A 24,141-nucleotide genomic window follows, 5' to 3' on the forward strand; every position below is an offset into this window, starting at 1 on the left:
TTTTCACCTCTAAGCATCTCCCGGATATTGCATCCGGGAGATATTAATTATTATGCTCAGGATTAGTTTAAATATGATTTAGCAACTTCGATCTGTTTTTTAACAGCGTCAGTGCCAGTTCCACCATAAGACATTCTTGATTTAATACATGCTTCGAGAGATATACTCTCATAAATATCATTATCAATCTTATCATCAAATGAATGGAATTCATTCAGGGTAAGTTCTTCCAACATTTTTCTATGTTTTATACAGTAATTAACAGCACTGCCAACAATATGGTGAGCTTCCCTGAAAGGGATTCCTTTTCGAACCAGGTAGTCAGCCATATCGGTCGCGTTTGAAAAACCTCTCGCTGCTGCGCTGCGAGTATTCTCTGAGAGAATAACCATTTTCTCGAGCATCGGCGCCATAATTTTCAGACTGGTCTGTAAGGTATCCATAGAGTCATAGACCTGTTCTTTATCCTCACTCATATCAGTATTGTAGGCGAGAGGAATACCTTTCATGATGGTCAGCATCGCCATTAGATTTCCGTACATACGCCCACCTTTACCACGCATTTTTTCGGCCACATCGGGATTTTTCTTCTGTGGCATAATGCTGGAGCCGGTACAGAAATCATCTGAAAGCTCAATAAATTTAAAATCCTGACTTGAGAATAAAACCAGCTCTTCAGACAAACGGGTAAGATGCATAAAACACATAGCCGCTGCAGCAGTGAATTCAACCATATGGTCGCGATCGCTGACAGAATCAATACTATTCTCAGTCGGCTTGTCAAAACCAAGCTCTTGAGCCGTGAAATCACGATCAATGGGGAAAGTTGTACCAGCAAGGGCCGCTGAACCTAAAGGGCATTCCCCCATGCGTTGATAAAGGTCTTCAAAACGGGTCCAGTCACGGCGTAACATCCAGTAATATGCCATTATCCAGTGCGACAGAAGAATGGGCTGCCCGGTCTGCAAATGAGTATAACCGGGCATAATCGCATTAATGTTATTTTCAGCTTTGCTGATAATAACTTTTTGCAGATTAACGATATCCTGCTGAATTTCCCGAATAGTTGATCTCATATGCATTTTAGAATCAACAGTCGTTTGGTCATTACGACTTCGGCCTGTATGTAACTTCCCGCCAACAGGACCAATTATTTCTGTCATACGTCTCTCAATCGCCATATGAATATCTTCATCAACGGTATCAAAAACGAACTGCCCTTCCTTAATCTCTTTATCTACTTGCCTTAAGCCAGCAATAATCTTATTCGCTTCATCCTGCGTAATAATTCCCTGACGGCCCAACATAGTGGCATGAGCAATACTCCCCTGAATATCGAAAGGGCAGAGACGTTGTTCCAACATAATTGTCGCGTTATAGGATTCAACCAGTTTATTTGTAGGCATATCAAAGCGCCCACCCCATAATTTTGTAGACATAAAACCTCCAGGGAGTTTTTGTTGCAAAATAGTTAAATAAAAATTCCGTTATTTTTCGGTCATTTTCAGATTACAAGACTGTCATTTTAATTGTCAACAAATGAAGCCATTAAATCAATTTATATAGTAATTAATTACACTTATTGGCGGGTTTATTTTTTATGAATCACGCAAAAAAAATCAGATCTTTATCACATTTAAATCATGTTTTATTTCAGATATATTCAGAATTTTTAAAGTAATAAATTGTTATTAATAGCTTATTGACTCTAAATAGTGGCATTTAATACTGTTGTTATACGAATAAACTGGCAGGTTAATAGCACTGAACTTGGGGAGAGATTCTCCAGGGAGAGCATCAATGCGGGTGCATTATCGACATGGCAGATGTTGTGTGGCTTGGGGGATAGCTATTTTTTACCAGATGGCGCTGACGCCGCCATCTGGCACAAAAATTACAGGCTCAATAAACGATCCAGCGATGGGGCAAAGTAATAGCCGCCGGTCACTGGTTTGGTGAAACGCAGCATCGCGTCGCGCTTACCGTCTGTGTCGCCAAACATGCTCAACAGCTGTTGTTCAATGTTGTGCAGGCGGGCGCAATAGGCGCAGAAGTAAAGACCGTGCGTACCGCTGGCGGTGCCGTATGGCAGGCTCTGGCGCACAATTTTCAGTCCTTTACCGTCTTCCTTCAGATCGACACGGCTCAGGTGAGAGGTGACCGGACGGTCATCACCGTCGATCTCTTCGTTGGCTTCTTTAGTACGACCAATCATCATTTCCTGGTCATGGATACTCATGCGATTAAGCTGCTTCAGGTTATGTTCCCAACGCTGCACAAACACATAGCTGCCGCCAGCATCCACGCCATCTTTGATAACGGCAACTTCACGGCGCGTTTCTTCGCCTGCCGGGTTTTCCGTACCGTCAACAAAGCCGCTGAGATCGCGTTCTTCAACCCAACGGAAACCGTGGATCTCTTCTTTGACTTCAATACAGTCGCCAAATGCTTCCATTGCCGCCTGCGCGACGGAGAAATTCACATCATGACGCAAAGAGAGAATATGGATCAGCACATCATACTGGGTGGCTGGCGCCAGGCCTTTACCGTAAGGGATAAAGTCTTTTAACTCTTCTGCGCCAACGCCGCCGCTCAGCGTACGCCAGGTATTGTTGCCGAAAGCGACAACCGCGCCCAGATGCGCGTCCGGGAACTTAGCTTCGAAGGTCGCCAGCTTATCGGCGAAGATTTTGCTGGCCGCTCGCAGGGCCTCAACGTCGCCTTTAACATTGGCTTCAATCCAAATCGCCGCACGGCAATGTTCTGGCAAAATGCCACTCTGAACCTGAGACATTGTTCCTCCTGAAAAAAAGATGCCACGACATCGTGGCATTGTTGGGCGCTATTCTACCTGTTTTTTTAACAAGCTGATTTGTTCAGACGCAAATTAACGCCGCCAGATAATTTTGCTTACTTTCCATGCTTTCAACGTGTCGTCAGACGGCATTAAGCCTTCAGGCCCGCTCCACTCACCGGAAAAGACATAGCTAATATGTTGACTTCCTTCAGCTTTACACTCTACGCCCGCGCTGTCATCTCCGGTTGCTTTCTGACAATTACCGAAAGCTTTAGTATAAAGGTCACTAAACGGTGTACCCATTTCAACACCCGCGGAGGACGAGATAGCGCTGTCCAATACATCAATTCTGCTGATGGTTCCCTGGCTGCCATTGATGACCATCGCCAGCTTGTCATCTTTCATCGCTTCATAGAAGCGCACCACATTACCGTTATCGGTCTTCATCCCGCTACGCAGGCGGTAATCACCGTCCAGCGCATCAGCAATGGCTTTTTCATCCAACGGCGTCGCGCCCGTTAACGCGCCGACGCCCTGCTCAGTGACCTGCGTTGAAGAACCAAACCAGTTCCACGGATTGGCGGCAGACCAGTTTACCGACGACAACGTTGAACACCCGGTCAGTAGCAGCGGCATCGCGCATAAAGTCAAACGCAGTGATTTCATTTCACTTCCTTCCTTATTTATCAACGTTGCTTGGAGTCCGGTTTCAAAGAAAAGTGCCGTCATTCTTTCTCAAAGGAAAAACAGGCGCGCAGGCGTTGATTGGTTAATAGCCAGATCAGCGCGACAATATCCGCCACCAGCAGCGCCAGCCCGACGCCGTTGACCGGATCGCCTGCCAGCCACATCGCCGGCTGCCAGCACAACAGCACCAACTGAGCGAGGATCAGTAATCCGCGCAGCCAGCGCCATATCACCGGAAACGCAAAGCGTCGCCCGCTGATTAAAAACGCCAGCACCGCGGGAACGCCGGGAAGCAATCCCAACCAGAATGCGTCATGATCGGGATAAAACAGATTCAGCAACGTGTTGCCTTGTTCACGTGAAGAACCGGCAATCACGAACAGAACCCAGGTGCGCGCCTGCAACAGCAGTACGCACCAGAACAGAAAAGGCAGGCGCAGACGCCCATGACCGTCATAGTCGGCCGGATGAAACTCAGTACTCTTCATCTTCGATCAAGCGCTTACCCAGATTGAGTACATCCGCATGCTCATAACCCAGACGCTCATACATGCCCTGTACAACGTCGTTATCGTCACGCACCATGATTTGAATCTCCGGACAACCGCGGGCAATGAGCTTTTTCTCCAGCCGGTTCAGTAGCGCATTGGCGATGCCGCGGCCGCGAAACTCAGGATGCACGCCCAGGTAATAGGCCGAGCCGCGATGTCCGTCGTATCCGCCCATCACCGTACCGACCACCTCGCCGTTCACTTCAGCAACCAGGAACAAACTGACGTCATGATTTACTTTACGTTCGATGTCCATTTCAGGGTCGTTCCATGGACGCAGCAAATCACAGCGCTCCCAGAGGGTGATCACCTCTTCGAAATCTTCCTGGCGAAAAACGCGTATTTCCATGGTATTGGTTACCTTTTCAGGACGTTAAAAAGCGATTATGGCGCGAACGGCTGATTTAGCCAATATCTGACGCGAAGCGGCGGAAAAAATGGCATAATACGGAATTGTCACGTATTGAAATGAAAAGTAAAACAATTCTTATCCCGATCCGTCGCAACGGACAACGCGATACGATATAACGTTTAGAACCTTTTTTTTACAACTCAGGCCGTATGAGCACTTTTAAACCACTAAAAACACTCACATCGCGCCGCCAGGTGTTGAAAGCCGGGCTGGCCGCCCTGACGCTGTCAGGCATGTCGCAAGCCATCGCTAAAGAAGAAGCGCTTAAGACCAGCAATGGCCACAGCAAACCGAAAGCGAAAAAATCCGGCGCTAAGCGCGTTGTTGTTCTTGATCCGGGTCACGGAGGAATTGATACCGGCGCAATTGGTCGCAATGGCTCGAAGGAAAAGCATGTGGTACTGGCAATTGCCAAAAACGTGCGCTCGATTCTACGCAACCAGGGGATTGATGCACGCCTGACCCGCTCCGGCGATACGTTTATTCCGCTTTACGATCGCGTCGAGATCGCCCATAAACATGGTGCCGATCTGTTCATGTCGATCCACGCCGACGGATTTACCAACCCAAGCGCGGCAGGTGCTTCAGTCTTTGCGTTATCCAATCGCGGCGCCAGTAGCGCCATGGCGAAGTATCTGTCCGATCGTGAGAACCGGGCCGATGAAGTGGCCGGAAAGAAGGCCACCGACAAAGACCATTTGCTGCAGCAGGTGCTGTTCGATCTGGTGCAAACTGACACCATTAAAAACAGCCTGACGTTAGGTTCGCATATTCTTAAGAAGATCAAGCCGGTACACCGTCTGCACAGTCGCAGCACCGAACAGGCCGCCTTCGTGGTGTTAAAATCACCATCAATTCCGTCGGTACTGGTCGAAACCTCGTTCATTACCAACCCGGAAGAAGAACGTCTGCTGGGTACGGCGGCATTTCGCCAGAAAATCGCCACCGCTATCGCCAATGGCATCATCAGCTATTTCCACTGGTTTGATAACCAGAAAGCACACTCGAAGAAACGTTAACCATGAAGCCCGATGCACAGCGCGTAAAACAGTTCCTGCTCAGCCTGCAGGATAATATTTGCCAGCAGTTATCCGCCGTAGATGGCGCTGAGTTTGTTGAAGATAACTGGCAGCGCGAAGCGGGCGGCGGCGGTCGCAGTCGGGTGCTACGTAACGGCGGTATTTTCGAGCAAGCGGGCGTTAACTTCTCCCATGTCCACGGCGAGGCAATGCCGGCCTCGGCTACCGCGCATCGCCCGGAGCTTGCCGGGCGCAGCTTTGAAGCCATGGGCGTCTCACTGGTGGTGCATCCGCAGAATCCCTACATTCCGACCAGTCATGCCAATGTACGGTTTTTTATCGCGGAAAAACCGGGCGCTGATCCGGTCTGGTGGTTTGGCGGCGGCTTTGACTTAACGCCCTACTACGGCTTTGATGAGGATGCAGTTCACTGGCACCGCACGGCGCGGGATCTGTGCCAACCGTTCGGTGATGACGTTTATCCCCGTTACAAGAAGTGGTGCGACGACTACTTCTTCCTCAAGCATCGTAACGAACAGCGTGGCATCGGCGGGTTGTTTTTTGACGATTTGAATACGCCGGATTTCGACCACTGTTTCGCCTTTATGCAGGCGGTAGGACAAGGTTACACCGAGGCGTATCTACCGATCGTCGAACGCCGCAAAGCGATGAGCTGGAGCGAGCGCGAGCGCGATTTCCAGCTCTATCGTCGCGGGCGCTATGTGGAATTTAATCTGGTGTGGGATCGCGGCACGTTATTTGGTTTACAGACCGGCGGGCGTACGGAATCGATTCTGATGTCGATGCCGCCGCTGGTGCGCTGGGAGTATGACTGGCAGCCGGAAACGAACAGCCCGGAAGCCGCCCTTAGCGAGTTTATACAGGTCCGCGACTGGGTGTAATTGCCTGATGGCCCTACGCTTTTCAGGCTTACAACTACAACGGCACAGCCCCGTAGGCCGGATAAGACGCAAAGCGTCGCATCCGGCACAATAGTGTCATCACGCCCACTGGCGCATACGCTGATGTAGCGTTAACGACGGTTTCTCCGCAAACAATTGCTGGTAGTCGGTGGCAAACTGCCCCAAATGCCAGAATCCCCACTGCATGGCGGCATCTTTTACCGTCGCGCTTTGCGACCATGGGCTTATCAGCTCGCGACGCACGGCGTTCAAACGAATACGTTTTAACCATGCGTTCGGACCAATTCCGAGTATCGTATGAAAAGCGTTTTGCAGCGTCCGACGGCTGACGTGAAGTTGATTACACAAGTCGAGTACCGTCAGCGGCTCTGACATATTTTCCAGCACATACTCGCGCGCACGCGACAGCAGGCGACGATAGCTCTGATGGCTGATGCTCTCGGCCGTGATTATCGGCTGCGCTTCTTCCAGCATTGTGCCCATCGCCAGCAACAGGTTATCGCCCAGCACTTTGCGTACCGCAGGTTGATGGAGGTTTTCCGGATTCTCGCTAAATGTCGCCAGCGCCTGCTGCACAAAGCCCCATAGCGCAGCTTTATGTTGCTCTTTTACCTCCAGCGCCGACTGGTTACGCAGCATATGCAGCACCCTTTCCGGGTTGTGGAGGAAGTTGGCCTGGCGGGCAATCGCCTCTTGCGAAATTACGACACCCAAAATGGTGTAGTCATCCGGTGTACTCAGTTCAAATTCCGTCCCGCCAGGTCGGGTGGCAATTTCAGCGTTACCGAGACACTGGGTGCCAATAAATCCCTGTTCGCCGCGCGTGGCCGGAATACCAAACCAGAAGGAGTTCGGCCAGACAAGACACGACTGACGTAGTGCCAGTCCGGTGTATTCACGGAACACCTGAATATCGTCGAGCAGGATTTCCGTGAACTCGCCATGAAATTTTCCCGGATGCAGCTGGTCGTAGATCTGCTGCCATGCGGTAATCGTCAGCGCATGCTCATACACATCCGTTGTTCGCCGTTGGTGAACGTTGTCCACCTCCACTTTCGGCGTAAGTTTAACGTCTTCGGGTAATGCTTCATGATAAAGATGGTGCAGGTTTGCAGTACGTTTCTTTTTCATGATCTTTTAAGCCGGAAGCTTCAACGAAGCCCCCGGCCCTCCGACAGGTTAGTTTTTTAAGCGATAGCGACTACTGCGTTTACGCAACGCTCCGCCAGAAAAGAGCTGTTCCAGCGCCCTTCTGGCTTCATCAAGTGACCAGCCAAAATGGGCAGCCACTTCCCCTGCCGTCATTCCTTGACGGACCGATGCCAACAGCGTCAGAAGTTGCTCAGAGGACTCAGGCGTCAACGGGGCGTCCTGCGTCTTCTCTGCCTTTACGTCTGCTTTCACTTCTGGCTTCTGTTCTGGTTTCTTCGGCTGGCGCTTAAAACCGCCGATCAGCCACTGGGTGTCATCGTCCGGCCGGCCTATTTCCTTACGGCTGATAACACGGCCCGTACGCGCTGCGGCGGCGCTGCCGGCATCAAGCGCTGCGCGGCACGCCGCCAGATCGCCTTCCACCACCAGCGTCAACCGGCCAGGATCGAGCACTTCGTGGCTAAGCAGACGCACATTCGCGGCTTTCAGCATGGCATCTGCCGCATCCACGGCAGCCACCATGCCATCCACTTCCAGTAATCCCAGTGCATTGATCATCACAACCTCTCTTACGCGCGCTGGACTGGATTACGGGCAATATCCAGAACGGCATCGGCAAAGGCGTTACATGCAGCTTTACAAGCGGCCTGGCTCCCGGTCAAAAACGCGGCCGAGTAGTTAGTTTCTGACGGCGGTGGGACGTAGGTCACCAGTTGTACATCGGCAGATTTCAGCGCAGCATCAATGCCAAATGTCGCTTCCAGCGGCGGCGCCACCAGATACGCCATCGGATCGCCAAGTCGGCATCCTGCGGTAGCCGAAAGATACGACCCGGTACGCGAAACCACGTGCGCCAGGAAAGCGGTATCTTCTGCGTCATTCGCCCACTGGAACGCCGCGCCGCTTTCAATATTGGCCACCATCGCGTCCAGACCTGCGCGAACTTCGGCCGGGTTTGGCCCTCCGAGCATAATCAGTACTTCGCCCGAGGTTGGAGAGGGACTGTGCGCCGCGCCGGCATACAGCGAGCGGCCATAAACCACTTCGACCATTGCCTGTTTTGTCGCTTCGTCTGCAGCAATATACGCCACGTCATCAGAATCTGCTGTGATGAGTCCGAGGCTACGTATATGTGGCGGTAATTTAAGTTCACGGGCAAAACCGTCATTTATCGAGGCAATCACGCGCATTGCGGTGACTGAAGGTCTAATCAAATCTAATGCTGGCATGATGCCTCCTTAACGGGTCATATTGATGCCGGATGCTTTTTGCTCCAGCATGCGCTTGGCCAAATCCACAATCACCGCCGCCGCTTCAACCGGTGGCGTACCGCCCTGGTGAATGTTCGAGATACAGGTACGGTCAGCTTCAACGGTCGTCGCCACACGCGGCGAATAGACGGCGTAGCAGGAAAGGCTTTCAGACTGGCCAAGGCCCGGACGTTCCCCAACCAGCAGGATCACCGCTTTCGCGCCCAGCAGTTCGCCGATCTGATCTTCGATTTTCACGCGACCATAGCGAACAAAGAATGGCGTCCCAACCTTCAATCCGGCCTGTTTTAAGCCCGACAACAGCGGCGGCAGGATCTCTTCGTAGTTGGCGGTGATAGCATCAGTCGACAGGCCATCAGAGATAATTACCTGTACATCCGGATTCATTACACACTGTGATTTCAGCGCTTCAATGGCTTCCGCACTCAGACGACGCCCCAGATCCGGACGCGTCAGATACAGATTTTTGTCACTGATTTCCGAGCGCACTTCCAGCAGCCCCTGAGCTTTTACCCACTCTTCCGGCACTTCTTTTAAGACCGTATCTTTCGAACGCGAATGGTCGGCAAGGAAACGCAACAACGCCTGAGTACGCGGGCGAGGACCGGCACGGCCGGTACATACGCGCGCTGCGGTGCTACGACGCAGTTCGGTCAACACATCTGCACGATGCGGATCCTCAACGCCAATCCACGCTTTGGCTTCGGCGGAGCCTAAATCCATCGCACAGCTTTCACCAGTCGGCGCGGCGCACTGCGTGGTGCTGCATTTTGCTTGTGCTGACGGCGTCTGAGCCTGAGCCTGCGGCTGCGACTCCCCCATTGATGCCATCACGCTACGTACAATTTCTTCAATCTGCTTTTGATCCATCATGTGTCATCCCCGCGTCATCAAAAGAACAGTGACGGATCGCCCGCCCGTTTGGTCAGGCGACCGTTTGCCATAATGCCCATGGTTTCCAGCCAGCGTTCAAACTCCGGCGACGGCCGTAAATTCAGCAACTGACGGACGGTGGCGGTATCGTGAAACGCGGTGGTCTGATAGTTGAGCATGATGTCGTCACCGAGCGGCATGCCCATGATGTAGTTGCAGCCAGCGGTGGCGAGCAAAATCATCAGGTTTTCGTTGAGGTTCTGGTCAGCATCAGCATGGTTGGTGTAGCAGCAGTCACAGCCCATTGAGATGCCGCTCAGCTTGCCCATAAAATGGTCTTCCAGACCCGCGCGAATAATCTGACGGTCGTTGTACAGATATTCCGGCCCGATAAAGCCCACCACGGTGTTCACCAGGAACGGATCGTAGTGGCGCGCCAGCCCGTAGTTACGTGCTTCCATCGTCACCTGATCGGCACCAAAGTTAGCGCCAGCAGAGAGCGCAGACCCTTGCCCGGTTTCGAAGTACAGGCAGTTTTCCCCGGCGATGCGGTTAAACTCAGCCCCCACTGCACGTGCTTCATCCAGCATAGCCAGCTCAACGCCGAACTCTTTTAAGCCTTTCTCGCTGCCGCAGATACTCTGGAAAATCAGCCCGCCCGGCGCGCCGCGGCGAATCGCTTCGATCTGGGTGGTAACGTGCGCCAGTACGCAGCCCTGGGTCGGAATGTTGAATTTGTCGATGACGCCGTACACGGTATCCAGTACGCGGCTTAAGTTTTCCACGTCATCCGTTACCGGGTTAACGCCGATCACCGCATCCCCCGCGCCGAATGACAGCCCTTCGTAGATTTGCGCGGCAATACTCTGCACGTCATCACGGGTATCGTTCGGCTGCAAACGGCAGCTAAAGGTGCCCGGCAAACCAATGGTAGTGTTGGCCTTTTTGATCACCGGCATTTTCTTACCGCCGTAGATCAGATCCGCGTTGGAGCAAATTTTTGCCACGCCTGCGACCACTTCTGACGTTAACCCTTTGCGCATAAACGCAATGTCATCCACGGAGGTTTCATCGCTCAGCACGTACTCGCGCAGTTCGCTGATGCTCCAGTTTTTGATGCGGTTATAGGCCGTTTCGTTGACGTCATCCTGAATCAGACGCGTCACGCAGTCTTCTTCATAGGAAATCACCGGGTTATTGCGGATATCCGCCACCGTCATTTCCGACAGCACCTGCTTGGCCGCCACGCGCTCCTGTGAACTGGTTGCAGCTACCCCTGCCAGCACATCCCCCGAACGCAGTTCGTTGGCTTTTGCCAGCACCTCTTTAACATCCTTAAACTGATAAACATTGCCGAACAATGTGGTCTTTAGTTTCATAAGTCGTTCCCTCAGGAAGGAAATGCGAGTGATTTCACCGTCACCGGCACAACCGATCCGCCAAAAAGAGGCGTACCAATGTCGATATAGTCCCCCGCCCGGACAACCACCTCATCGATGACCGCCAGCGGGTGTTGCTGTAACTGTGGGCGTAACAGCATGCCCAGGGCTTTACCAAAATCCTGCTCGGCTACCACCAGCAGGGGATGCGGATTCGGATAGCGCGCGACAAAAGCCAGCAGCGCATCAATAACCGTTAACAGCGCGGCGTAGCGCACCGGCAGCGAACTGGGCAGCGCCAGCACGTAGGCGTCCGTTTGCGGATCCAGATCGAGTTGCATCAGCGCTTGCTGCCAGGCGGCTACCAAATCAGCCTCATCAACCGGAATCGCCACCGGCAGATTGCGCAGCGGAAGCGCCACACCTTCCAGCCAGATAGTGCTGCCCGAAAGCGACAGCGTATGCGCCCCGGCGCCAATCACCGTGGCACGCACGGTTTGCGCCGGAAACTGCACGTTCATCTCACGCAGGCGCGGATGTTCATGCAGCGCCGTGGCGAGCAGCGGCCCGATGTCGGAAAAACAGAACGGATCGGCAGGTTGGTTGCGGTAGCACTCGCCCACCCCGCCGGACAACGTAATCACTTCCGGTTTCACGCCCGCAGGCAGCAGACCGGTTTGCATCAGTGCCTGCGCCAGCGGTGAAAGCGTGCCGTCAATCACTTCCACAATCAGCGCCGCCATCCGTCGCGCCACCTGAACCAGTTGCGTGGCGTTAAGCGAACGAGCGTCGGTACCAGGGCCAAATACGTCATCAACAATCATTTGCCCCGGCTGATGCGCATGCACCACTCGCCCCTGGCCATCAGTTTCCAGCAATCGTCCGCCGACGTTCAGGCAAGCCGAACCGCTGACCTTTCCGGCATCGAACAAGACGTAGTTCGACGTACCGCCACCGATGTCGATATTCAGTACGCGGCACAACTTCTGCTCTGACAGGGTTTGAGCCCCCGCGCCGTGACCGGCAATCACCGATTCCAGATGCGGACCGGCGCTGGCAACCACGAAGTCCCCCAGCGACTGGGAGAGCGCCATCACCGCCGGTCGCGCATTGCGGGTTTTGGCACTTTCTCCAGTAATGATGATCGCACCGGAATCGACGGCCTCAGGCTTGATACCCGCTGCCTGATACTGGGCGAGGATCAGCGCCTTAAGTTCGGCCTCTTTCAACCCGCCCTGCTTATCAACGGGGGTAAAGAAAACCGGGCTTTGCCAGCTAATTTCGCGTTTGATGAATTCGTAGCGCGGCACCTGCGACACTGCCGCACGGTTAACCAGCTCAAGGCGCGAGAAGATCACCTGAGTGGTGGTGGTGCCGATATCGATACCGACGCTCAGTAGCTGGCGAGTATTCACGATTGCGCCTCCGGGTTGGTTTCTACTTCTGCTGGCACATCTTCATCTTTCGGTACCAACAGCATAGCCACACCAATCGCCGTCACGCCGCCAATCAACTTGCCGACAATCATCGGGAAGATCATCGCGTTCATGTTGGCAGCGGCGAAGCCTAAGTGGTCACCCAATGCAAAGGCCGCGGAGACCGCAAAGGCGCAGTTGATCACTTTGCCGCGGGTATCCATATTCTTCATCATGCCGAACATTGGGATGTTGTTCGCCAGCGTCGCGACCATGCCTGCAGCCGCAATATTATTGATTTTTAACAGATTACCGACGCTCATCAGCGGTTTTTCAAACCAGCGGGTCAGCAGCAGAACCATTGGGTACGCACCGAGCAGTACGCAAGAGATAGACCCGATAACTTCGATGGCGCGCATCACTTCACCCGGCTTGTCGCCCGGTGCCATGAAGATGGGATCAAGACCCGGGATCAGCTCCCAGCCGAGCAGGAACTTAATTACCGCTGCCGCCAGGCCGATGGTGATCAGCGCCACGAGGAATTTCGCGAAGATCTGAAAACCGTTGATCATTTTTTCCGGGATGAATTTCAGTCCCAACGCCACCAGCACGGCCACGATCAGCACCGGGATCATATTCATCAGGATCAGCGCGAAGGTGAACTCCACCGGCTGCCCGTTGATTTCGACGCCGGAGTACATCGCTATCAAACCACCCGCAATACAACCAATCGGAATGGTGACGATACCGGCCAGCACACCCAGCGCCAGATAACGACGGTCAGATGGTTCAATAATCCCCAGCGCAACCGGAATGGAGAACACCAGCGTCGGCCCCATCATCGCCCCGAGGATCAGGCCTGAGTACAGCCACGCCGCAACGTCGCCGCCCGCCAGTTCTTTCGCCAGGAAGAAGCCGCCCATATCGCACGCCAGCAGCGTTCCGGCAAACATCGACGGGTTCGCGCCAAGCATTTCGTACAGCGGAATAATCACCGGCCCGAGCACATGCGCCAGTACCGGCGCCAGAGCGGTCATACCGACCATCGCCAGGCCCAGCGCGCCCATCGCCATAAAACCTTCTTCAAACTGGCCGCCCGACCCCTCAATACTCTTACCGAACTTACCGAGGAAGCGCGCCGAACCGCCGAACTGCGACAGGATCCTGTCCACGGCGGCAATCAGCATAAAGAACATCATGATGTACATGATGATTTCGTTAATTCCCATAGCCCCTACTCCCTGTCATTTGTGATTTGTAGGCCGGATAAGACGTTTACGTCGCCTCCGGCATTAACGCCGTGTTATTGCCGGATGGCGGTGCGAGCACCTTATCCGGCCTACAGGCATTACCCGGCAGCCGCGTACAGGTCGATAATCTGTGCCTGCGTGGCGGTGCGTGGGTTACTGCGAATACAAATATCCTCCAGCGCGGCGTGAGCCCATGCGCTGTAATGCTCGGGTTTTGCTCCCACGTCGGAGAGTCGTTTGGTTTGGCCCACTTCGCTAATCAGCTCGCTGACAGCGTTGATGGCATCGCGATCGTCCGACTTCTTGTTGGTTAACGCCCGTCCGATATGGCTGAAGCGCTCACGACACACCAGGCGGTTGAACCCCATTACCGTCGGCAGCAGCATGGCGTTAGCCTGTCCATGCGGGATGTGCAGCGCAGCGCCCGGCTGGTGCGCCATCGCGTGACACAGACCCAGCCCCGCACTGGAAAACGCCATCCCGGCCATACAGGAAGCCAGCAGCATACTTTCCCGCGCCGCCAGATCCTGACCGTAGCCGACGGCCTTCGGCAGCGATTTACCGATCATCGCAATCGCGCCAATCGCCAGGCTGTCGGTAAACGGCGTCGCGTTCAGAGCGCTATACGCTTCAACAGCGTGCGTCAGCGCATCGATCCCGGTCATCGCCGTGACGTGTGCGGGCACACCTTCCGTCAGCGCGGCGTCAAGGATCGCCACATCCGGCATCAGTGTTGCGTGGGCCAGCACTTGTTTGAGTCCAGTCGCGGCGTCGATAATCACCGTGACGTTAGTGGTTTCTGAGCCCGTTCCGGCGGTAGTCGGTACGGCAATCAGCGGCAGACGTGGGCGTAACGTGCTGCGCTCGTCCATGTCAGCCAGCGTCTGGGTGGGGTTGGTCACCAGCAACGCCACTGCCTTTGCGGCATCCAGTACGGAACCGCCGCCGAAGGCCACTACGCCATCGCACTTCGATTCACGCAATTGCGCGACCGCTGCGCAGACGTCCGTAATGCACGGCTCGCCCACCGGACATGGCCACAGCGTCATCGCCACGCCCTTCATCGCCAGACTACGCTCCAGTGCGGCGGTCATCCCTGCCTGATGCAGGAAGCTGTCAACCATGACGAACATATGCGTCAGTCCGCGCGTTTGTGCTTCCTGTCCGCAGGTACTGAGCGCTCCCAGTCCACATAACGTAACCGGTGGAACGCTAAACGTTTTTACGCGTTGCAGATTCAGGGTATCGAATGCCTGAAAGAGCGCGGTCTGCAATTCAGCTTGCATAGATTCCTTCCGCTTTTTCTTTTCCGCTATTTGCAATCGCCAGCGGGGTCATAAACAGGCTGTGCTGGGGTAAATGCACCTGCAGTTCCGGGAAACGCTTACGAAACAGTTCATCAACGCCCGGCTGCATACAGGAGCCACCGGCCAACCACAAGTCAGCGATGCCCTGTCCTGCTATATGGTGAGCCACGATCTCCGCCATCTTTTCGTAGACCGGCTTAACCACTGGCCAGATTTCTTTGCCGTTGCTGCGCTTGTACTGCTCGGCTTCCTCCAACTGGATGCGGCGGTTCCCGGCCAGCGTCAGAGAAATATGGTGCCCACCGGTCGCTTCATCGGCGGAATAAGTCACTTTGCCCTGCTTCACAATGGCTATCCCGGTGGTGCCGCCACCGATATCCACCACGCCAGCGTTATCGAGCTGCAACAGGTCCGCCACGGCGGTCGGTTCGTCGAGCACATGACTTACTTCAAGCCCGGCAGACTCCAGCACGTTGATCGAAATTCGCGGGTCCGTTCCCGGTGGAAACGAGGTTGCCGCATGGGTAAAACGGCAACCCAGCTGTTGTTCGAGCGTATCGAGATGGCGACGAACGATGGTCACCGCACCGAAGAAATCCCAGACGATGCCATCGCGCACGACATCGGCCCAGTCCAGGCAAACCGCAACCGGCTGCCCGTCGCTGTCGACAACCATCGACACCACATCACACGTTCCCAAATCCACGCCCAGCCACAGCGGTGAATCGCTCGCAGCAGGCGTCTGGTTACATAGCGTTGCCGCTTTGAGCAGCCTGGGTGTCAGCCAACGTTGTTCGTCGTGCGCCATCTCTTTTACTCCTTATACAATTCTGAAGGCGTCCACCAACACGCAGCGACGCAGACGCACAAACGTACGCGCGCTGGTCACCCCTTCCCCGGTTGGCGTGGTAATGGTCATCGTGGTCCAGCCTTCGCCGCCGAGCCCAAGACCGGCTATACACGGTCCGTTCTTGACGAAAATGCTGGTATCAATGGCGTTTGCCATACGGTTCATGTTGTCGATATTGCGCGAGTGCATCGCCGCTGTATGGTGGCAGCCGCCTTCAAGCTTGACCGCCAGTTCGATGGCTTCATCAACGTTGGCGACCCGCACAACCGGCAGAACCGGCATCATCAGTTCGGTGACGGCAAACGGATGCGTCGCTGAGGTTTCGACGAATAACAGCCGGGTTTGATCCGGTACGTTCAGACCAATCGCCGCAGCGATTTTTCCTGCATCGCGGCCTACCCAGTCACGACTGACCGTGCCTTTACCGCGCTCATCGATATTTTTCAGCAGCACCGGCTGCAACTGGTCGGCCTGAGCCGCAGTCAGTTTCACCGCATGCTGGCTTTCCATCAGACGCATCAGTTCATCAGCGACGCTATCGACCACGATCAGCACTTTTTCGTCGGCGCAGATGATGTTGTTGTCAAACGAAGCGCCTTTAACGATCGACTGCGCCGCGCGCGCCAGGTCGGCCGTTTCATCAACCACCACCGGCGGATTACCTGCGCCGGCGGCAATCAGACGTTTGTTGGTGTGCTTACGCGCGGCATCCACTACGGCTTCACCGCCGGTCACGACCAGCAGGCCGATACCTGGGTACTTAAACAGACGTTGGGCGGTTTCGATATCCGGGTTGGCAACGGTAACCAGCAGGTTTGCCGGACCGCCTGCGGCAACCACCGCCTGGTTAAGCAGAGTGATAGCGCGCTGAGAGACTTTTTTCGCCGCCGGATGCGGTGCGAAGACCACGCTGTTGCCAGCGGCAATCAGGCTGATGGCATTGTTAATGACGGTAGCGGCCGGGTTGGTGGACGGCGTCACCGAGGCCACCACGCCCCACGGCGCATTCTCAATCAGCGTCAGGCCGTTATCGCCGGTCAGGACCTGTGGAGACAGGCATTCCACCCCCGGCGTGCCGCGCGCCTGCGCCACGTTTTTGGCAAATTTATCTTCAACGCGTCCCATGCCGGTTTCTGTGACGGCAAGTTCCGCTAATTCTCTGGCGTGCTTTTCGCCCGCCTCACGTAGAGCCGTGATAGCCAGTTGGCGCATGGCAACGCTTTTCAGCCCCTGCTGGGCCAGTTTTGCTGCCGCCACTGCGTCATCCAGGGAGGCAAAAACGCCCATTTCTTGAACGGCACTGACCGGTTGGCTGCTGTCTTTCATTTTCAGCAGCACCGCTTTCACGACCTGTTCAATATCCTGTTGATTCATGATTTTCTGCCTTATTTATGGAAGATCACCTGACCACCTGCCACCACTTCATCGACAATGCCAATCACGCACAGATCGACAGGTGATGATTCATTCCGGTGCGCCTGACGGGCTGAGCTTCCGCTGACCAGCAGCACCCACTCTCCGGTTCCCGCCCCGATGCTGTCGATCGCAACAGCACATTGCCCGTCGGGATTTCCCTGGGCGTCAATCATTTCCACCATCAGCAACTTGTCGTGCGCGAGCCCCTGATGGCGTACGGTACAAACAATTTGTCCTGTGACGATTGCCAGTTTCATACGCGCCTCCGTGGCATATTTCAGGTAAAACCTCCCCCTACCCTCCGCAGAAGGTAATGTGAAAAGGAGAGAGGGTGACGCCAGCAATGAAGTCTGTGGCGTCACATGGACGACTTACATGTCGTTGCTGTCGCCTTTAAAGCTGATCGGGAACACTTCTTCCAGATCGCCGTGTGGACGCGGGATCACGTGTACGGAAACCAGCTCACCAATACGCTGTGCAGCTGCAGCACCAGCATCCGTTGCCGCTTTACATGCCGCTACGTCGCCACGGACCATGGCAGTGACCAGACCGCCACCGATCTGCTTCACGCCAACCAGTTTCACGCGTGCCGCTTTAACCATTGCGTCAGAAGCCTCAATCAGTGCAACCAGGCCCCGGGTTTCAATCATTCCTAATGCTTCCATTGTGTTTTCCTCTCATTAAGGGGTCCAGAACGGGACCTATACATACACTTCATCCTTCACACAGCCTCTTTGTTGGCTGCGTTTGCTCACCTCAGTCACTTACTTAAGTAAGCTCCTGAGGTTCCCGCACTTGCCGCCTCGACGCTGCGCGAATGATTTTGTGTATTAACCAGTGTGTGCGAGGCGTTTTCACGACTCACGTCAGTCTGGCGCGGCACTGCTGCCACCAACGCCAGTTCGATAATTTCCTGTACGCTACAGCCGCGAGAAAGGTCATGAAGCGGTGCGGCCAGCCCTTGAATCAACGGACCAACTGCGCGATACCCTCCCAGACGCTGAGCGATTTTGTAGCCAATATTGCCTGCCTCCAGCGACGGGAAGACCATCACATTGGCATTGCCCTTTAACGGACTGGCGGGCGCTTTTTGCGCGGCGACCTCCGGAACAAAGGCGGCATCAAATTGCAGTTCCCCATCCACAATAAGCTGTGGAGCACGCTCACGGACGATCTCGGTCGCCTGCTGCACGTTAGCGACGTTGGGATGGCGAGCGCTGCCATTACTTGAAAACGACAGCATGGCCACGCGCGGCTCTTCACCTGTGATCGCCTGCCATGTCTGCGCGCTGGCAATCGCAATATCCGCAAGCTGTGCGGCGGTGGGCTGCGGCACGACGCTGCAATCGGCAAACCCTAATGACGGCCCGAGGTACTGCGGCAGCATCAGGAAGATTGACGACAGCGTTTTACAGCCCGGTTGTAGCCCAATAATGCGTAACCCGGCGCGCAGCACGTTTGCCGTCGATGACAGATTGCCCGCAATACAGACGTCTGCTTTGCCCGCGCTGACCATTGCCGCGGCGAACATCAGCGGATCGTTGAGTTTTTCCAGCGCATCCGCAGGCGTTTTATCTCCCGCGCGGGCCAGCCAGCGCAGCGCAAATTCTTCGCGCATTGGCAGGTTGCTTTGCGGATCGATAACCTGAATGCCATCCATTGCCACCCGATGACTGAGGGCAAACTGACGCAGCGCAAACGGGCTGGCGACGAGAATGGGATGTGCCAGACCATGCTGGTGCAGGTAATTAGCAGCCTTCAGCACCCGAACATCCAGCGCATCCGGGAACACCACCCGTGCAGGTGAGCGCTGGGCGAGTTGACGAGCACGTTCAATGATCATGGCTTCTCCCCCAGTCGCTGTTGAATTTGGCTAACCGTTAGCGGATGCTTCGCCACGCTCAGAATCATCATCACGTAGACCGTACTGGAAAGGCGGTTGAGCGCCTGCATGATGTCCGGTCGCATAACTTCAAAACTACGAGTGATGAAAACCTGGGCCGCCACCGTCTCCGTTTCTCGGACTTTAGTACGTAGCAGATTAAGCAACGCGCAATCACGTCCGTGGCTGGCCTCAGGCACCAGATGGTCGTGGTCCAGATAGCGCAGCGGCTGATGCGAAAGCCGGTGTAAATCTTCGTCACTTAAACCGACGATAGCTTGTGCTGCCAGCGGCTCATCCATAGCGTCGGCGCGCATAATGTTGCCCAGGCGCGAACGGATATCCGCCAGCCACGGCTGCCACGGTTGCGCCAGCTCTATCTGCAACCACACGGCCAGCGCGATGGTGCTGTCCAGCGCGGCGCGAAATCCCAGGCGCGGATCGCTTTTGGCGACCATCTTGTCCGCCGTCAGATGCGTCAGCGTGTCTGGTTTCTTCACCACCGGTTGATGACACAGTTCGCAGCTGGCCTGCGGATGCGTATCGCTGCTGGTTAAGCCATGCACCGGCTGCGGCTGCTGTTCTTCGTCATCAATAAACAAGCTACCCTGCTCGTCAATAAACTTAATGCGCAGATGTCGGCTTTCCAGTAATTCCCGGGCAGACGGCGTCAGGCGAGCGTCAGCGGGGAGATGAATTTCAGCCCCTTCGCTGAGCGTATGATTCGCTCTGAGCCATGCTTCGGTAATGAAATCCTTCATACATCCGCCTTAGCAGGACTGCCAGTTCGCAGGCCAGGCCACATACAGAAACTTCACCGTTGATGGCGTGCCAAATTCGATACTGGAACCTTTCGGGATAAACATCACATCCCCGGCTTTAGCAATCATGGTTTCGCCTTCGTGACGAACGTGCAGCTCGCCTTCCAGAATCATGTCGATTTCGTCGTAGTTCAGCGTCCATGGGAAAAAAGCGTTATCCCACTGCATGAACCCGGCTGCCATACTGCTACCATCCTGGTCGGTCACCAGGTCGGTTAAACCTACGCAGTGCGGCTGTGCGCCGTCAAAACGACCAAACTTCACGCTGCTGCCGTCGATGACTTTGACACCGCCTTTGCCGGTTACCGAGTTAAAGCTCGGCTGCATTCCGCCTTGCTCCAGCGACTGTTTCTCCTTCATGACTTTATCCATCAGTTGGGCGACCAGGCTTTCGGTAAACTGCCCTTCCGGTAACTGCGCAATGATGGTTTCGCGAATACGTTGGCTTTCCGTTTTGCCATCATCCACCGCCGCCGGTGCAGCAGCGGCTGCAGTTGGCGCGGATTCATCGCATTCGCTGATGGTGACGCCCAGCAGCTCCGCAACTTCGCGCGCCTCCGGGGTGATGATGCTGGCGCGCAGAACAACCGACATTTCCTGTTCGCCGCGTGCGTGGGCCGCACGAATATCGTTAGCTGTGATGAGTTTTTTCACCTGCCCTTTCCTCCTTTTGGCTGAGCTCAGTCAGATAATCCACCAGGTGCTGCACGCTGCGCGGGTCATGGCTATTGAGCTCAAAAATCGGCTCCTGAAACCCCATCCCGCGAAGTAGTTGTCGCGTTGCGGCGACGTCGGCATCCGGCATGTCCGTTTTGCTGATAACGGCGATTTGTCGTTTACTGGCGCCGATATCCAACAGCCCGGCAGGTAAGCGACTTTCTTTATCATTTGCCGCGTGTATATAAATCAACGTATCGACATCCTGCAGCGTGGTAATTAAGGCGTGATACCAGCGCGGATGGCTGAAATATTCCCCTGGCGTGTCGATATCGCCATTTTCATTAAACTCCACGGCCTGAGTTTTTCTGGCGAGGGAATAATTCCCCTGTAGCGCATTAAAGAGCGTTGTTTTCCCCGCCCCCACCGTACCGACAAACGCAATACGTTTCATCGCCGCCTCTGATTAACTTTTTGTCAGATTGCACAAAGTGAAATTTAATAACCGACCCAGACCGCTTACCGTCTGTAATAACGCTTCCTCTACCGCGCCTACTGAGCCGTAGATAACCAGCGCACCGCTGAATCTATCGAGAAAGCCGATATGTACATCTGCCGCCTTCATGGCTAAATCACCGGCAATCATCGCGGTTTCACCTGGCGTCAGCGTCATGATGCCGATGGCACCCGCTTCGGGAACGCCGATCTTTTTCGCCAGTTCTTCGCCGGGGTGCGCAATGAGATGCGCCAGCGTGACCTGTTTCCCCGGCACAAATTCCTGAATAATGCGTTCTTTTTCCATTGCTCACCGCCTCCTCTAAAACTGCCCTCATCGTGGCAATTTTTTGTCAGAGTAAATAACAAAATTCGGCAACCAGGTTTAAAAGGTGAAGTGGATCACTAAGAAAGGGAAAATAAAAAGGCGCGAGAGAAACCCGCGCCGGAAATAAATTAAAGTGAAATTACAGCGGCTGCGTTTGGGCTTCTACGACCGCCAGCGCCACCATATTAACGATACGACGAACAGAGGCGATCGGCGTTAATACGTGAACCGGTTTTGCAACCCCCATCAGCACGGGGCCAACCGTAACGCCTTCAGAACTGGAAACGCGTAGTAAGTTGTAACTAATACGGGCAGCTTCCATATTCGGCATCACCAGAATATTCGCTGAGCCTTTCAGCGGACTGTCCGGCATACGGTCATTACGGATGCTTTCCACCAGCGCGGCGTCGCCGTGCATTTCGCCGTCAATCATCAACTCTGGCGCACGCGCCTTAATCAGCTCCAGCGCATCGCGCATTTTGCTGGCCGATGGACAGTCAGATGAACCAAAGTTGGAGTGGGACAGCAGCGCCACCCTCGGTTCGATACCAAAGCGACGTACGGTTTCTGCCGCCATCACGGCGATTTCAGCCAGTTGCTCCGGCGTAGGGTCATCGTTGACGTAGGTATCGGCGATAAAGGTGTTACCGCTTGGCAGCAGCAAGGCGTTCATCGCCCCGGCAGTATGCACGCCATCGCGATGACCAAACACCTCTTTCACCACGCTGAAGTGTTCATGGTAGTCGCCAATCGTACCGCAGATCATCGCATCCGCTTCGCCGCGCTGCACCATGATCGCGCCGATCACCGTAGTATTGGCAATCACCGCGCGCTGCGCCTGCTCCTGGGTAATCCCACGGCGTTTCATAATCTGATAGTACTCGCTCCAGTACTCTTTGAAGCGCGGATCGGACTCGTTGTTGACGATTTCAAAATCGACGCCCGCTTTGATCTGCAAACCCAGTTTCTGGATACGCATTTCGATAACGCTCGGACGACCGATCAGGATCGGCTTCGCCAGACCTAACGTGATCAGCTCCTGGGTGGCATGCAGCACACGCGCCTCTTCCCCTTCCGTCAGCACCACGCGCTTCGGCGCTTTGCGTGCCAGGGAGAAAATCGGCTTCATAAACAAGTTGGTTTTGTAGACGAATTCGCTCAGCTTATCGATGTACGCATCAAAGTCGGCAATCGGACGCGTTGCCACACCGGAGTCCATCGCAGCCTTCGCCACCGCAGGGGCTATTTTGACGATCAGACGCGGGTCGAAAGGTTTCGGAATGATGTATTCCGGGCCGAAGCTCAGGTCCTGATCGCCATAAGCAGAGGCCACCACTTCGCTCTGTTCGGCGTGCGCCAACTCAGCAATGGCATGTACCGCAGCCAGTTTCATCTCTTCGTTGATGGCGGTAGCGCCGACATCCAGCGCGCCGCGGAAGATGAACGGGAAGCACAGGACGTTGTTAACCTGGTTCGGGTAGTCAGAACGACCGGTGCAAATGATGGCGTCGGAACGCACCTCTTTTGCCAGCGGCGGCAGGATTTCCGGTTCCGGGTTGGCGAGCGCCAGGATCATTGGCGCACGCGCCATCTTCTTAACCATTTCCTGGGTCAGCACTTTCGGACCGGAGCAACCGAGGAAAATATCTGCGCCGTCAATCACATCATCCAGCGTACGCTTACCGTCATCTACCACCGCATAAGCCGCTTTGGTTTCCGCCATGTTCGGTTCGCGGTCTTTGTAAATCACGCCTTTGGAGTCGCAGACCACAATATTGTGCTTCTGCATCCCGAGCGCCACCAGCAGATTCATACAGGCAATCGCCGCTGCGCCTGCGCCAGACACCACCATGCGCACGTCAGAGATATTTTTCTCAACCACCCGCAGACCGTTCAGAATAGCGGCAGTACTGATGATTGCCGTACCGTGTTGATCATCGTGGAAGACCGGAATATTCATGCGCTCGCGCAGTTTTTGCTCAATGTAGAAGCACTCCGGGGCTTTAATATCTTCGAGGTTAATGCCGCCAAACGTGGGTTCCAGGGCCGCAACCACATTGATAAATTTATCCGGATCGAGTTCATCCACTTCGATGTCGAAAACATCAATCCCGGCGAATTTCTTAAACAGAACGCCTTTGCCTTCCATTACCGGCTTACCGGCCAGCGCGCCAATGTTGCCGAGGCCCAGCACCGCTGTACCGTTGGAAATAACCGCAACCAGGTTGCCGCGCGCGGTATATTTGTAGGCGGCCAGCGGGTCTTTCTCAATTTCCAGACACGGTGCAGCCACGCCCGGCGAGTAGGCCAGCGCCAGATCGCGCTGCGTTGCCAGAGGCTTGGTCGGAGAAACCTGGATTTTACCGGGTACCGGAAACTCGTGGAAATCGAGGGCGCTTTGTTTTAACTGGTCATCCATCTTGTTGTTCCTTTCACGTATCTATCAAAAAAAGTGGCGCGGGTAACCATTCTACTGAGCCGCACATTATCACCCCAGTCAACGGCACAAACTTTGAAGGTCCCCAAACTCTCACCATTCAAAGAAAGAATTTGTTATCAATTTATAACAGCCATGTTACCTGCTTAATCCAGCAATACCATGCTTGTCTGCTATGCTTTTTGCTGACAACGCCCGCAATTTTCCCAAAAGTGTGAA

24 protein-coding genes and 1 pseudogene are annotated in these 24,141 nt (G+C 54.6%); 2 read left to right on the plus strand and 23 right to left on the minus strand.

Going from position 1 to position 24,141, the window contains the following annotated elements; genetic code table 11:
* Positions 1-62: 62 nt before the first annotated feature.
* The 5 genes from argH to OGV77_RS22065 all read right to left on the minus strand — a co-directional run bounded on the left by argH (position 63) and on the right by OGV77_RS22065 (position 4,384).
* Positions 63-1,439: an argininosuccinate lyase gene (gene argH / locus OGV77_RS22045; protein WP_087050906.1), complete on the minus strand. Its 1,377-nt coding sequence runs from the start codon at positions 1,437-1,439 to the stop codon at positions 63-65.
* A 455-nt stretch (positions 1,440-1,894) separates the two neighbouring features.
* On the minus strand, positions 1,895-2,794 hold the full coding sequence (gene yfeX, locus OGV77_RS22050) for a porphyrinogen peroxidase (RefSeq protein WP_047409623.1): 900 nt from the start codon (positions 2,792-2,794) through the stop codon (positions 1,895-1,897).
* 93 nt (positions 2,795-2,887) lie between these two features.
* Positions 2,888-3,463, minus strand: a complete 576-nt coding sequence (locus OGV77_RS22055) for an RpoE-regulated lipoprotein (RefSeq protein WP_043017142.1) — start codon at positions 3,461-3,463, stop codon at positions 2,888-2,890.
* Positions 3,464-3,522: 59 nt separating this feature from the next.
* On the minus strand, positions 3,523-3,972 hold the full coding sequence (locus OGV77_RS22060) for a DUF2919 domain-containing protein (protein WP_043017143.1): 450 nt from the start codon (positions 3,970-3,972) through the stop codon (positions 3,523-3,525).
* The gene (locus OGV77_RS22065; RefSeq protein ID WP_286502975.1) at positions 3,959-4,384 is read right to left on the minus strand and encodes a GNAT family acetyltransferase; all 426 of its coding nucleotides are present in this window, start codon (positions 4,382-4,384) and stop codon (positions 3,959-3,961) included. The genes OGV77_RS22060 and OGV77_RS22065 overlap by 14 nt, the downstream gene beginning before the upstream one ends.
* A 212-nt stretch (positions 4,385-4,596) precedes the next feature.
* Between OGV77_RS22065 and amiA the strand changes: the two genes are divergently transcribed.
* Together amiA and hemF are read left to right on the plus strand one after the other, a co-directional pair.
* The gene (gene amiA / locus OGV77_RS22070) at positions 4,597-5,466 is read left to right on the plus strand and encodes an N-acetylmuramoyl-L-alanine amidase AmiA (protein WP_003038046.1); all 870 of its coding nucleotides are present in this window, start codon (positions 4,597-4,599) and stop codon (positions 5,464-5,466) included.
* 2 nt (positions 5,467-5,468) lie between these two features.
* The gene (gene hemF, locus OGV77_RS22075; RefSeq protein ID WP_075145842.1) at positions 5,469-6,368 is read left to right on the plus strand and encodes an oxygen-dependent coproporphyrinogen oxidase; all 900 of its coding nucleotides are present in this window, start codon (positions 5,469-5,471) and stop codon (positions 6,366-6,368) included.
* Positions 6,369-6,467: 99 nt separating this feature from the next.
* Here the strand turns inward: hemF and eutR are convergent, their stop codons facing one another.
* From eutR to maeB, 18 genes and pseudogenes are all read right to left on the minus strand, one after another.
* Positions 6,468-7,520, minus strand: a complete 1,053-nt coding sequence (gene eutR / locus OGV77_RS22080; protein ID WP_043017145.1) for an HTH-type transcriptional regulator EutR — start codon at positions 7,518-7,520, stop codon at positions 6,468-6,470.
* A 48-nt stretch (positions 7,521-7,568) separates the two neighbouring features.
* Positions 7,569-8,099, minus strand: coding sequence for an ethanolamine utilization microcompartment protein EutK (gene eutK / locus OGV77_RS22085; protein ID WP_087050907.1), 531 nt, complete (start codon positions 8,097-8,099; stop codon positions 7,569-7,571).
* An 11-nt stretch (positions 8,100-8,110) separates the two neighbouring features.
* Positions 8,111-8,770, minus strand: coding sequence for an ethanolamine utilization microcompartment protein EutL (gene eutL / locus OGV77_RS22090; protein WP_047409614.1), 660 nt, complete (start codon positions 8,768-8,770; stop codon positions 8,111-8,113).
* Between the two features lie 9 nt (positions 8,771-8,779).
* Positions 8,780-9,682 (minus strand): ethanolamine ammonia-lyase subunit EutC, encoded by a 903-nt coding sequence (gene eutC, locus OGV77_RS22095; RefSeq protein WP_043017963.1) that lies wholly within the window; start codon positions 9,680-9,682, stop codon positions 8,780-8,782.
* A 20-nt stretch (positions 9,683-9,702) separates the two neighbouring features.
* Complete coding sequence (gene eutB, locus OGV77_RS22100; RefSeq protein WP_005121914.1) at positions 9,703-11,064, minus strand: ethanolamine ammonia-lyase subunit alpha; 1,362 nt, start codon at positions 11,062-11,064, stop codon at positions 9,703-9,705.
* An 11-nt stretch (positions 11,065-11,075) separates the two neighbouring features.
* Positions 11,076-12,479: an ethanolamine ammonia-lyase reactivating factor EutA gene (gene eutA, locus OGV77_RS22105; RefSeq protein ID WP_047409611.1), complete on the minus strand. Its 1,404-nt coding sequence runs from the start codon at positions 12,477-12,479 to the stop codon at positions 11,076-11,078.
* A complete protein-coding gene (gene eutH / locus OGV77_RS22110) occupies positions 12,476-13,708 on the minus strand; it encodes an ethanolamine utilization protein EutH (protein ID WP_043017149.1) in 1,233 nt (410 codons plus the stop codon). Before eutH ends, eutA begins: the two co-directional genes overlap by 4 nt.
* Before the next feature lie 119 nt (positions 13,709-13,827).
* Complete coding sequence (gene eutG / locus OGV77_RS22115; RefSeq protein ID WP_043017150.1) at positions 13,828-15,015, minus strand: ethanolamine utilization ethanol dehydrogenase EutG; 1,188 nt, start codon at positions 15,013-15,015, stop codon at positions 13,828-13,830.
* Positions 15,005-15,844, minus strand: coding sequence for an ethanolamine utilization protein EutJ (eutJ, locus tag OGV77_RS22120; protein WP_047409608.1), 840 nt, complete (start codon positions 15,842-15,844; stop codon positions 15,005-15,007). The genes eutG and eutJ overlap by 11 nt, the downstream gene beginning before the upstream one ends.
* A 12-nt stretch (positions 15,845-15,856) precedes the next feature.
* Positions 15,857-17,260 carry an aldehyde dehydrogenase family protein gene (locus OGV77_RS22125; RefSeq protein ID WP_043017152.1) on the minus strand — a complete coding sequence of 468 codons (1,404 nt, stop codon included), beginning with the start codon at positions 17,258-17,260 and terminating at the stop codon, positions 15,857-15,859.
* An 11-nt stretch (positions 17,261-17,271) separates the two neighbouring features.
* Positions 17,272-17,559: an ethanolamine utilization microcompartment protein EutN gene (gene eutN, locus OGV77_RS22130; RefSeq protein WP_003038011.1), complete on the minus strand. Its 288-nt coding sequence runs from the start codon at positions 17,557-17,559 to the stop codon at positions 17,272-17,274.
* 114 nt (positions 17,560-17,673) lie between these two features.
* Positions 17,674-17,967, minus strand: coding sequence for an ethanolamine utilization microcompartment protein EutM (eutM, locus tag OGV77_RS22135; protein ID WP_003835054.1), 294 nt, complete (start codon positions 17,965-17,967; stop codon positions 17,674-17,676).
* A 167-nt stretch (positions 17,968-18,134) separates the two neighbouring features.
* Positions 18,135-19,145, minus strand: a pseudogene (pta, locus tag OGV77_RS22140) (phosphate acetyltransferase); the annotation flags it as partial.
* The gene (gene eutT / locus OGV77_RS22145; RefSeq protein ID WP_043017153.1) at positions 19,142-19,945 is read right to left on the minus strand and encodes an ethanolamine utilization cob(I)yrinic acid a,c-diamide adenosyltransferase EutT; all 804 of its coding nucleotides are present in this window, start codon (positions 19,943-19,945) and stop codon (positions 19,142-19,144) included. The pseudogene pta and the gene eutT, both read right to left, overlap by 4 nt.
* A gap of 9 nt (positions 19,946-19,954) precedes the next feature.
* A complete protein-coding gene (gene eutQ / locus OGV77_RS22150) occupies positions 19,955-20,659 on the minus strand; it encodes an ethanolamine utilization acetate kinase EutQ (RefSeq protein WP_043017154.1) in 705 nt (234 codons plus the stop codon).
* Positions 20,637-21,116, minus strand: coding sequence for an ethanolamine utilization acetate kinase EutP (gene eutP, locus OGV77_RS22155; RefSeq protein ID WP_003037998.1), 480 nt, complete (start codon positions 21,114-21,116; stop codon positions 20,637-20,639). Before eutP ends, eutQ begins: the two co-directional genes overlap by 23 nt.
* Before the next feature lie 12 nt (positions 21,117-21,128).
* On the minus strand, positions 21,129-21,464 hold the full coding sequence (gene eutS / locus OGV77_RS22160) for an ethanolamine utilization microcompartment protein EutS (RefSeq protein WP_003037995.1): 336 nt from the start codon (positions 21,462-21,464) through the stop codon (positions 21,129-21,131).
* A gap of 160 nt (positions 21,465-21,624) precedes the next feature.
* Entirely contained in the window at positions 21,625-23,904 is a 2,280-nt protein-coding gene (gene maeB / locus OGV77_RS22165) for an NADP-dependent oxaloacetate-decarboxylating malate dehydrogenase (protein ID WP_043017155.1), read from the minus strand.
* Positions 23,905-24,141 lie beyond the last annotated feature (237 nt).

It is taken from the genome of Citrobacter sp. Ce129 (genome assembly GCF_030334545.1).
GTDB lineage: Bacteria > Pseudomonadota > Gammaproteobacteria > Enterobacterales > Enterobacteriaceae > Citrobacter > Citrobacter europaeus.

Coding starts and splice junctions, on each gene's coding strand:
- OGV77_RS22060 (WP_043017143.1), bottom strand. CDS start 3,972: ATGAAGAGTACTGAGTTTCATCCGGCCGACTATGACGGTCATGGGCGT.
- hemF (WP_075145842.1), top strand. CDS start 5,469: ATGAAGCCCGATGCACAGCGCGTAAAACAGTTCCTGCTCAGCCTGCAG.
- eutR (WP_043017145.1), bottom strand. CDS start 7,520: ATGAAAAAGAAACGTACTGCAAACCTGCACCATCTTTATCATGAAGCA.
- eutM (WP_003835054.1), bottom strand. CDS start 17,967: ATGGAAGCATTAGGAATGATTGAAACCCGGGGCCTGGTTGCACTGATT.
- eutS (WP_003037995.1), bottom strand. CDS start 21,464: ATGGAAAAAGAACGCATTATTCAGGAATTTGTGCCGGGGAAACAGGTC.
- eutL (WP_047409614.1), bottom strand. CDS start 8,770: ATGCCAGCATTAGATTTGATTAGACCTTCAGTCACCGCAATGCGCGTG.
- eutH (WP_043017149.1), bottom strand. CDS start 13,708: ATGGGAATTAACGAAATCATCATGTACATCATGATGTTCTTTATGCTG.
- eutB (WP_005121914.1), bottom strand. CDS start 11,064: ATGAAACTAAAGACCACATTGTTCGGCAATGTTTATCAGTTTAAGGAT.
- amiA (WP_003038046.1), top strand. CDS start 4,597: ATGAGCACTTTTAAACCACTAAAAACACTCACATCGCGCCGCCAGGTG.
- OGV77_RS22055 (WP_043017142.1), bottom strand. CDS start 3,463: ATGAAATCACTGCGTTTGACTTTATGCGCGATGCCGCTGCTACTGACC.
- eutC (WP_043017963.1), bottom strand. CDS start 9,682: ATGGATCAAAAGCAGATTGAAGAAATTGTACGTAGCGTGATGGCATCA.
- maeB (WP_043017155.1), bottom strand. CDS start 23,904: ATGGATGACCAGTTAAAACAAAGCGCCCTCGATTTCCACGAGTTTCCG.
- eutP (WP_003037998.1), bottom strand. CDS start 21,116: ATGAAACGTATTGCGTTTGTCGGTACGGTGGGGGCGGGGAAAACAACG.
- eutN (WP_003038011.1), bottom strand. CDS start 17,559: ATGAAACTGGCAATCGTCACAGGACAAATTGTTTGTACCGTACGCCAT.
- eutJ (WP_047409608.1), bottom strand. CDS start 15,844: ATGGCGCACGACGAACAACGTTGGCTGACACCCAGGCTGCTCAAAGCG.
- eutK (WP_087050907.1), bottom strand. CDS start 8,099: ATGATCAATGCACTGGGATTACTGGAAGTGGATGGCATGGTGGCTGCC.
- eutG (WP_043017150.1), bottom strand. CDS start 15,015: ATGCAAGCTGAATTGCAGACCGCGCTCTTTCAGGCATTCGATACCCTG.
- OGV77_RS22125 (WP_043017152.1), bottom strand. CDS start 17,260: ATGAATCAACAGGATATTGAACAGGTCGTGAAAGCGGTGCTGCTGAAA.
- eutT (WP_043017153.1), bottom strand. CDS start 19,945: ATGAAGGATTTCATTACCGAAGCATGGCTCAGAGCGAATCATACGCTC.
- yfeX (WP_047409623.1), bottom strand. CDS start 2,794: ATGTCTCAGGTTCAGAGTGGCATTTTGCCAGAACATTGCCGTGCGGCG.
- argH (WP_087050906.1), bottom strand. CDS start 1,439: ATGTCTACAAAATTATGGGGTGGGCGCTTTGATATGCCTACAAATAAA.
- OGV77_RS22065 (WP_286502975.1), bottom strand. CDS start 4,384: ATGGAAATACGCGTTTTTCGCCAGGAAGATTTCGAAGAGGTGATCACC.